The sequence below is a fragment of the Paramuribaculum intestinale genome (genome assembly GCF_003024925.1).
In the GTDB taxonomy this organism is placed as follows: domain Bacteria; phylum Bacteroidota; class Bacteroidia; order Bacteroidales; family Muribaculaceae; genus Paramuribaculum; species Paramuribaculum intestinale.
Map to the genome: position 1 here is coordinate 1 of NZ_PUED01000100.1, position 9,529 is coordinate 9,529.

Annotated in this window: 7 protein-coding genes and 1 tRNA gene; 1 reads left to right on the top strand and 7 read right to left on the bottom strand. The window is 55.3% G+C overall.

All coding sequences use genetic code 11. From position 1 onward, the window contains the following. Positions 1-329: 329 nt before the first annotated feature. The 7 genes from C5O24_RS08325 to lpxD all read right to left on the bottom strand — a co-directional run bounded on the left by C5O24_RS08325 (position 330) and on the right by lpxD (position 8,121). On the bottom strand, positions 330-1,988 hold the full coding sequence (locus tag C5O24_RS08325) for an AMP-binding protein (RefSeq protein WP_107035153.1): 1,659 nt from the start codon (positions 1,986-1,988) through the stop codon (positions 330-332). 214 nt (positions 1,989-2,202) lie between these two features. Then, a complete protein-coding gene (locus tag C5O24_RS08330) occupies positions 2,203-3,363 on the bottom strand; it encodes a sialidase family protein (RefSeq protein WP_161553858.1) in 1,161 nt (386 codons plus the stop codon). 136 nt (positions 3,364-3,499) lie between these two features. Then, positions 3,500-4,504 (bottom strand): TolB-like 6-bladed beta-propeller domain-containing protein, encoded by a 1,005-nt coding sequence (locus C5O24_RS08335; protein WP_107035155.1) that lies wholly within the window; start codon positions 4,502-4,504, stop codon positions 3,500-3,502. A 181-nt stretch (positions 4,505-4,685) separates the two neighbouring features. Further along, positions 4,686-4,756 (bottom strand) — tRNA-Gln (locus C5O24_RS08340). A gap of 140 nt (positions 4,757-4,896) precedes the next feature. Beyond that, positions 4,897-5,673, bottom strand: a complete 777-nt coding sequence (gene lpxA, locus C5O24_RS08345; RefSeq protein WP_107035156.1) for an acyl-ACP--UDP-N-acetylglucosamine O-acyltransferase — start codon at positions 5,671-5,673, stop codon at positions 4,897-4,899. Between the two features lie 9 nt (positions 5,674-5,682). Next, positions 5,683-7,065, bottom strand: a complete 1,383-nt coding sequence (locus tag C5O24_RS08350) for a bifunctional UDP-3-O-[3-hydroxymyristoyl] N-acetylglucosamine deacetylase/3-hydroxyacyl-ACP dehydratase (RefSeq protein WP_107035157.1) — start codon at positions 7,063-7,065, stop codon at positions 5,683-5,685. A gap of 27 nt (positions 7,066-7,092) precedes the next feature. Next, entirely contained in the window at positions 7,093-8,121 is a 1,029-nt protein-coding gene (lpxD, locus tag C5O24_RS08355) for a UDP-3-O-(3-hydroxymyristoyl)glucosamine N-acyltransferase (RefSeq protein ID WP_107035158.1), read from the bottom strand. 318 nt (positions 8,122-8,439) lie between these two features. Between lpxD and C5O24_RS08360 the strand changes: the two genes are divergently transcribed. Then, a partial coding sequence (locus C5O24_RS08360) for a leucine-rich repeat domain-containing protein (protein WP_133165508.1) occupies positions 8,440-9,529 on the top strand: 1,090 nt, incomplete at its 3' end.

A 9,529-nucleotide genomic window follows, 5' to 3' on the forward strand; every position in this document is an offset into this window, starting at 1 on the left:
TTCTTTCTATCCTCTCAAAGGTCTTTTCGGGCGATTTCCGTCAAGTTTCATCGGTCACGATGCCCGCATCGCTCCCTCATCAACTCACGCAAATCTCTCCGAAAATCCTCTTTGAGTGAATAGAAGTGAAATTCAAACACTCTCTTAAAAATTAGTTGATATTATGAAACTCGCCAGTAACCCATGGTTTGCTGCGGTACTTTGTGATTTTGTCCGGCGTTTTTTGCTTTCATCCTCAGTTGTGTAACTCGCTATACGTCCTCGTCTTCAAGCGAAAAATCACTCGAACAAATCTCAAAAAACACTCGTAGCTAATTTTTGCGAGTTACTTATCTCTGATAGAGATAGCGCTTGATCGACCGCTTGGGAGTCTTCTCGAACTCCTCGTCCATGAGATCGAAACGCGATATCTGCGAATAGGCCGGAAGCTCCTTGTTGAGCTGGGCTATGTTGTCGGCCATGATCTGCTTAAGCTCGTCGGCTCCGGTATGGTGCTGTGTCAGCAGGTCGAGATCGGGATGTATGAGCGCCAGCAGACGTCCGCCGTCGTCGATCACCACCGATTCGCTGACAAAGAGCATATTGTTGAGTTTCTGCTCGATCTCTTCGGGATAGATATTCTGTCCCGACGGACCGAGTATCATGTTCTTGTCGCGCCCACGCAGATAGATGAAATTGTCGCTGTCGATACAGCCTATGTCGCCGGTGGTCATCCATCCGTCAGGACCGAAGGCCTGTTTGGTGGCCTCCTCGTTCTTGTAATATCCGAGCATGACATTGGCTCCCTTCACCCAGATGACACCCGGCACAGTCTCACCGTCGGGCGAGTCCACCCGTGCCTCCATGCGGTCGACCACGCGTCCGCATGATCCGGGCCGTGCCTCACGCCAGGGGGCATAGCTTATCAGCGGGCCGCACTCGGTCATGCCGTAGCCGACGGTGAACGGGAACTCTATGCGGCGCAGGAATTCCTCCACATCCTTGTTGAGAGCCGCTCCGCCTATGATAAGCTCCACCACATTGCCGCCGAAGGTATCAGTCAGACGATCCTTGATCTTCGAAAGCAGGCGGCTGTCGACAAACGGCACATGCATCAGCAGCTTCATCATCGGCTTCTCAAGCAGCGGGAACACCTTGGTCTTGATGATCTTCTCGATGATCAGCGGCACCGACACTATCATCTTGGGGCGGACGGCGGCAAACGCCTCCATGATGACGCGCGGCGAGGGGGTGCGCGTCAGGAAGTGGATATGACACCCCTTGACAAACGGATGGAGCAGGTCGATGGTCAGCCCGTACATGTGGGCAAGCGGGAGCATGCAGACAATTCCGTCGCCGGCCTCCAGAAAGTCGAGCCGGTCGATGGTGAACTCCACGTTGCTCCATAGCGAACGCTCCGGAAGCATCACACCCTTGGAGAATCCGGTGGATCCGGAGGTATAGTTGATCAGCGTCAGATCGTCGGGACGTGTCAGCGCCACGGTAAAGTCGCCGGCACCGAAGCGTTCGGGATATTTCTCGCCGAAAATGCGGTTGAGATTGGCACGCGCCTGCGTCAGCTCCCGCGAACGCGACATCAGCAGCGAATAATCGCCTATGGCTATCGCGCCGAGTATGCCTCCCATGCAATCGGAGTCGAGATTCTCCCATACCGCCGTGTCGACAAAGAAAAGTTTCGACTCGCTATGGGTGACAAGATGGTGGATATTGTCGGGTTTGAACTCGTTGAGAATCGGCACTACCACCGCTCCATAGGTGATGACCGACAGAAATGCGACAGCCCACTGCGAGCTGTTGCGTCCGCACAGCGCTATGCGGTCGCCAGGATTGACTCCGGCCTGCTCAAAGAGCAGATGAAGCTTGGCAATCTTGCGGGCAACGTCCTTGTACTGGTACGAAACCCCGTTGAAATCAGTCAGCGCAAGCTGTTCCCAGTTTTCGCGCACCGACTGCGATATATAGGCGTTGAGTGAGTCGTGATGTTGCATATCTATACGATAATTAGTAGTATATACGTTGTTTATGACATGATGTGGCTGCAAAGATAGTCGTTTTGCGCTTTTTGCTGAAATTATCGCCAGAATAATCGATGCATACAAACGATAAAAAAATGTAACAAGGATATAAGCGAACAATAATAGTCGCGGCGCCCTTGGGCACAAGCCCACGGACGCCGCAGAGCAATATCGGTCGGGTATGGGGTTACTGCTTTTTGGCGGGGGCCATAAGCACTTCGATGGGGAGCTTTGTGAACCAGATGTTGTAGCTGTAGTGGTTGTTGGCTGATTCCTCGGTCAGTATGCCGATGCTTCCGTCGGGGAGCACTGTCATCGACGAGTAGGCCGACGGAAGGTTGACTACGGTCTTCTTCACGGGCCACGTCTTGCCGCCGTCGGCGCTGACGTATATGGCCACATTGTTGCGTCCTTTGGGATCGCCGGGAAGCGACTGCAGCAGGAGCTGCTTGCCATTGTAGTCGTAGGTGATGATGTCGCCGTTGCAGCGCGGGTCGGGCAGCCCTTCGACGGGCACCGGCTCGCTCCAGGTCTCGCCGTTGTCGTGGGAGTAGGAGAATTTGCGGAGTATGCCGCGACGGTTGCGGATGCTCATTATTACCGTTCCGTCGGCAAGCTGAACGATCTTCGACTCGTCGCCGTCGGTGGTGGCGGGATTCTTGCTGACTTTCCATGTCTTGCCGAGGTCGTCGGTGTAGACGGCGTAGACCTTGAAGTCGGGGTTGCCGTCCTCACGCACTACAAGAGGGAATATCAGCCGTCCGTTGGCAAGCTGTGTGGCGCGGCCTGAGGATGCGAAGGCGCTGGTGCACTTGATGGGCTGCTTTCCGGCGGGATCGGTGGTGAGTATCTGCGGGTTGATGTCAGTCATCTTGCCCCAGGTCTTGCCGTTGTCTTTGCTGACGCAGAAGCTGATGTGTCCGGGTTCCTTCTGCCAGAGGCCGTTGCCGTGGGTGAATATGCAGAATATCTGTCCGGTCTTCTCGTCGACAACAAGAGCAGGATCGCCGCAGCCGCCTATCTCGTCGTGTGCGGCGACAACGACATAGGGACTCCATGTGCGGCCGCCGTCGGTGCTGCGACGGCTTACGACGTCGATTTTCGCGGGCAGGTCGCCATTGTGTTCTATACGTTTGTCGGCCACTGTCACTATCGACCCGTCTTTTGCGGTGACGATGGCCGGTATGCGGTAGAATTTCGAGTCGAAGTCGCCCGGGCAGTAGACGAGTGAACGCTCCACTCCGTCGGCCCACGTTTCGTTATGCACTTGCTGTGCGGACACATAGCTTCCGCCGGCTGCCGTTAGCACCAGCGCTGCAGCGCCCGTCATGATGGCTTTTCTAATCATTTTGTCAGTCAGTTTGGGGGTAAATTGGTTTAAGGATTCTGTAGAAGGGACGGGCACAGCCTGTGCGCGCCCGCCGTCAATGGTGCAAATATAGCATTTTTCAGCGTAATACGCAACAGTCGGCCGACACAGCCGGTCAGTCGGGGAAGGAAAAGCGGAATATGCGGTAGCCTTCGGTCTCGCTGTCGACAATGGCATACATATCGGAATCGTCGGGTGTGACCGTGAAGCCGCCGATCTTCATAGGCAGACGATATACACGGGTCAGGTTTCCGTCGAAGTCGTAGACGCGGATATCGGTGGAGAGGGGCTCGTCGCCGTCGTTCTTTTTCCAGAAGTATGCGGAATGGTCGGCATAATTCATGCCGGAATATATCACATAGACATGGCCGTCTGTCAGCACCGGATTACCTGCGAAATGCACCTTGCGCTCGGGTGCGATGTCAAATGTGCCATAACCGTCGCGTGTCACCCACTTGATGCCTCCCGGCTTTTCGCCGTAATTGACCTTGACGGCGACTGTATCGCCGTCGAGCGAACCGAAGCATATCATGTCGTTGCTGCCGAACAGAGCCGCGAAATGCCGTCCGTCGGGACTTACTCCGCCGTTGGGCCGAAGAAAGTTGAACACTCCCCACTGCGGCATGTCGCCGAAACCGGAGATGTCGGGATATTGCGCGGCATAACGCTCGAGCGATCCGTCGGGACGGAGTATGGCTAAAAGGCCGTCGGAGGTGGCATTGCCGAGCACTACGTGGCCATCGGCCATGCGCAGTGCGAACGATGCCGGAGCCACGGTGTCGGAGCCGCATGCGGCGGCGTCGAATACGATCTTCCTGTCGATCTCAAGTCCGCTGCCGTCAATGCCACGAAGCATATCCACTGCATCTGCTGCACCGGTGCGGATCTGCACAGCCGACGCTGTGGCATCATAGCAGAGTCCTTCGACCATCTGGCGCTCTCCGGGTCCCTGCCCCACCCGCAGGCCGGATGTGACGGAATCTCCTGTGAGCGAATATACATCTATAAGAGTCGAAGCCTGAGGGCTGTTGGCCACGACGAGGCGCTGTCCGTCGGTAGTCAGCGCATAAGGCATCCGCAGCACATCGTAAGGCACAGCGACCTCACTTTCGGTCAGCAACAATGTATCGGCCTAAACATCGCCGGACGAAGCCGATCCCGAACAGCTGCCGACCGCCGCGACAAGAGCCAGCGACATCAGCGCCCACGCTCCTCTCTTTACTTTTTCCATTGAGTATATCTGATTTAAGTTATAATACAAAAGTCGGTTGAAAACAATCAGCCGACTTTTTGAAAGATTGTTGCCTTGGAGAGATTCGAACTCCCACAGGCGGAACCAGAATCCGACGTGCTGCCATTACACCACAAGGCAATCTTTATGTCCTCACGAGATTGAAGCCCTAACGGCCGCTCTCGTTTTACGGATGCAAAGTTAGGGATTATTTGTGAAGCGTGCAAATTTTTGAGCAACTTTTTTACAACAAAATTCACACATCCCTATATTGCAGCCGATTACACGTAGCCCTTAATAATACCTCGCTTGGAATTGCGCACGAAAAGAATGATTTCGTCGCGCTCGGGGGTGGCGGGCAGTTCGGCCTCGATGCGCTCTACGGCGTCGGAATTGTTGAGTCCCGACAGATAGAGGTAGCGGTATATCTCCTGTATCTCACGGATGGTGTCGGAGGAGAATCCGCGCCGGCGGAGTCCGATGGAGTTGACGCCGGCAAACGATATAGGCTCACGCGCGGCCTTCACATAAGGGGGTATGTCCTTGTTGACGAGGGCGCCTCCCTGAAGCATCACGTGCGGTCCGATATGGCAGAACTGATGGACGAGCGCTCCGCCACCGATGACGGCATAATTGTCGACCTGCACCTCGCCTGCAAGCTGTGTGGCATTACTCATCACCACGTTGTCGCCCACGATGCAGTCGTGAGCTACGTGGCAGTAGGCCATGATCAGGCAGTTGCTGCCCACGACGGTGCGTCCGCGGGCGGCTGTGCCACGGTTGATTGTCACACACTCGCGCAGAGTGGTGTTGTCGCCGATGATGGCCACGGTGTCCTCGCCGCGGAACTTGAGATCCTGCGGCACGGCCGACACGACTGCGCCTGGGAATATGCGGCAGTTCTTGCCGATGCGTGCTCCCGACATGATGGTGACATTGCTGCCGATGCGGGTACCCTCGCCGATCTCCACGTTTTCCTCGATGGTGACAAACGGATCTATCACCACGCTGGGATCGATCTTGGCGGCCGGATGTATATATGCAAGAGGTTGTTTCATAGATTCTGATTATTTGTTTTTTATGATCTGGGCCATGAACTCACATTCGCTGACCACCTTCTCGCCCACGAAGGCATAGCCTTTCATGACGGCGCAGCCGCGACGCAGCTCGGTCATGAACGAAATGTGGAAAATTAGAGTGTCACCGGGCACCACCTTCTGACGGAATTTCACATTGTCGATCTTCATGAAGTAGGTGGAGTAGCGTTCGGGATCGTCGACCGAGTCGAGCACAAGAAGTCCACCGGTCTGGGCCATGGCCTCGATCTGGAGCACGCCCGGCATGACAGGTTCCTGTGGGAAGTGGCCGGGGAAGAAAGGCTCGTTGGCCGTCACATTCTTCACGCCCACGATATAGTTGGTGCCCTTTTCGATGATCTTGTCGACGAGCTGCATCGGATAGCGGTGGGGAAGGAGTTCGCGTATACGGTTGTTGTCCATCACCGGCTCGCGGTTGGGGTCATATACGGGCGCCTGTATGTCCTGACGCTTTATCTCCTTGCGTATCTTTTTGGCAAAAGTGGTGTTGATCGAATGACCCGGGCGTGTGGCGATCACCTTGCCTTTGAGCGGGCGTCCGATGAGAGCTATGTCGCCTATGACATCCATGAGCTTGTGACGCGCCGGCTCGTTGTCGCTTGTCAGAGGCTTGTCCTGAATAAAACCGAACTGACTGACGTTCTTGTGGGGCACATTCATAAGATCGGCCAGACGGTCGAGTTCAGACTGCTCCATCGGCGAGTCGTAGATCACCACAGCGTTGTCGAGGTCGCCGCCCTTGATAAGGTTGTTCTTGACCAGCGGCTCGATCTCGCGGACAAACACAAACGTGCGGCTGTCGGCGATCGCTGTCGGAAAATCCTCAAGATGCTCCAGCGAAGCGAACTGGTTGGGGAGCACCGGAGAGTCGAAGCTCACCATCACGTCGATCGAGAACTCGTCGTCGGGAAGCACGATGATTGTGGCGCCGGTGGCCTCGTCGTGCACCTCGATCTTCTGTTTTACGATATAATAGTCTTTTTCAGGCTCCTGCTCCTGCAGTCCCACCTCGTTGATATGGTCGACGAAGATACGGGCGCTGCCGTCGAGTATGGGCATTTCCGGGCCGTCGATGCGCACCAGGCAGTTGTCGACACCCATGGCGTAGAGGGCGGCCATGGCGTGCTCGATAGTGCTGACCGTGACGTCGTTGCGCTTGAGCACAGTACCACGGTTGGTTGAGGTCACGTATTCAGCGAGAGCGTCGATCGTAGGCTCCCCTTCGAGATCTGTACGCTGGAACTTATAGCCCGTATTGGGCTCGGCGGGCAAAAACTCGGCATTGATGAGCTTGCCGGTATGCAGTCCCTTGCCGCTGACGGCGAAGGGAGCTTTGATGGTGACTTGCTTCATATCGCTTGAAATGTGTGTATGATTGTCTTATTTATTATCCTTGATAAGCCGTTCTATCTCGTCGACGCGCTTGTAGAGCGTCGGAAGCTTTCGTATGGCGAGAGCCTGACGTCCGTAGCTGACAACGTCGGTGGCCGGATAGCCGAAGAGTCTTGATCCGGCTGCGACATCCTTGTTGATGCCGCTCTGGGCTCCTATATGCACCTCGTCGCCGATATGTATGTGACCGGCAAGCCCCACCTGACCTCCGACCATGCAACGCTCTCCGAGCTTGGTCGAACCGGCCACGCCGCCCTGCGCGGCCATTACCGTGTCGGCACCCACCTCGCAGTTGTGGGCTATCTGTATGAGATTGTCGAGCTTGACTCCGCGGCAGATGCGGGTCGATCCCATCATGGCGCGGTCAATGGTGGTGTTGGCACCGATCTCCACATCGTCGGCAATATCCACATTGCCGGTCTGCGGTATCTTTTCGTAGCCATGGTCGGTGGGGGCGAATCCGAAGCCGTCGGCTCCTATCACCGCTCCCGAATGGATGATGCAGCGCTTGCCGATGCGACATCCGCGGTAGATTTTAGCTCCGGCATATATGATCGTGCCGTCGCCAACGCTCACTCCGTCGCCGACATAGGCCTGCGGATAGATCTGTGCGCCGCTCCCTATCTTCGCTCCGGCGCCGATATAAGCGAACGCGCCGATGTAGACATCGTCGGGCACCTCAACTCCCTCGGCTATGAAGCATGGCTGCTCCACCCCGCGGCGGGGAGGATTCATCAGCTGATCCACCATCGCGAGCAGGCGCGCAACCGTGGCGTATGGATCGTCGACCCTTATCAGAGTGGCCTTGACGGGCTTTTCGGCGACGAAATCGCGGCTCACGAGCACGGCCGACGAAAGAGTCTCGTATATATAAGGTGTATATTTGGGATTGGCCAGGAACGAGATGGCGCCCTGACGGCCCTCCTCTATCTTGGCGAATGTATTGATTTTTACAGATTCATCACCCTCCACGACTCCTTCCGCGAGAGCAGCTATCTGACCGGCTGTAAATTCCATGTCAACTATATGGTATGGTGTTTTTTCTATTTTCGCTGCAAAATTGCGAAAAATTTTTCATATAATCGTCATAAACCGTCCATAACATCATCCACAACTATCGGAGAGAGCCCATTCGGCATGTGCCGCACCACGCATCGGCATTTAGCCTGTGAGCAAATCATAATGCCGGAAATCAGGTGCCGCAAAATCGAAAATCACCGCCGACGGCTATCACCATTGTTAAACATTACTAACAAAAGTGATTTTTTCGCTTGACGTTTGATAATAAGATATAATTTTGCAGAATAATAAACCATCAGGGATTTTGTATATACAGTGATAGATTTCAAAAACACCATCGTAACGGTATGCTGTGCGCTGACGGCCACTATGGCCTCGGCTCAGGCCGAACCATTGCCCGTCCCGGCAAAGGACGTCACCACCGTGACTTTGACACAACACTATCCTTTGAGTGCCAAAATGGGGGCGTTTCAGTCCGACGCAATGAACATAACCTGGAGTTTCATCCTCAATCCGACAGACCGCACAGCCACGCTTACCCATCCGGTGGCCGATCCGGAAGCCACCGACGACAGCTATCGCCTCAACGGCCGATACCACTTCGAGAAATACAGCGGCGATGCCAACGGAGGCCCATACACGTCGTACACCCGCAACTTCTACGCCCTATGGACGCCGATGATCGACCGCGACTACCATCACCTTGATCCCGACTCACCCCTACGCAACGACTCGTGGATGATGTCGGCCATACGTGTGCCATCAACATTCGAGCACGAAGGGCAGACCTATACCGTCACCGCCATCGGCGACAGCGCCTTTGCTGGCAGCAACATAGTGACTGTGCATGTACCCTCGACAGTCACCTCCATCGGCGACTACGCTTTTGCCGACTGTGTGGATTTCGCCGGTCTTCCAGACGCAGCCTCGGCCTACGAGGTGGTGCCAGGCTCGGTGACATCGCTCGGACGCGGAGTGTTCAAAGGGTGCACTACAATGGATCGCATGAGCATAGGTGACGGCGTCAGGGTGCTGCCTGAAGAAACGTTCGACGGTTGCACCAACATGAAGCGTCTGACCCTTGGCCGAAACGTCGAACGCATATCGTGCCTAATACCGCCCAGACTATACCGCATAGCGTTCAAAGGAGCCAGAAAGCCCGAAATGCTCAAGGACGGGTTTGAATCGTGGACCAAAGTATGGGTCGACGAGCGCTACGCCGCAGCCTTTCCAGCCTCATGGAATGCAAACACCTACAGCATCGTACCGGAGCGTGAGAGCCTGATCTTCTACAAAGGCCATTTCCATCCGGTCAACTTCACCATGACCTCGGCCAACGAATGGACCAATACACAGGTTCACCACATGTTCGGCTATCCGGGCATAAACTACGGAGGCGGTATTG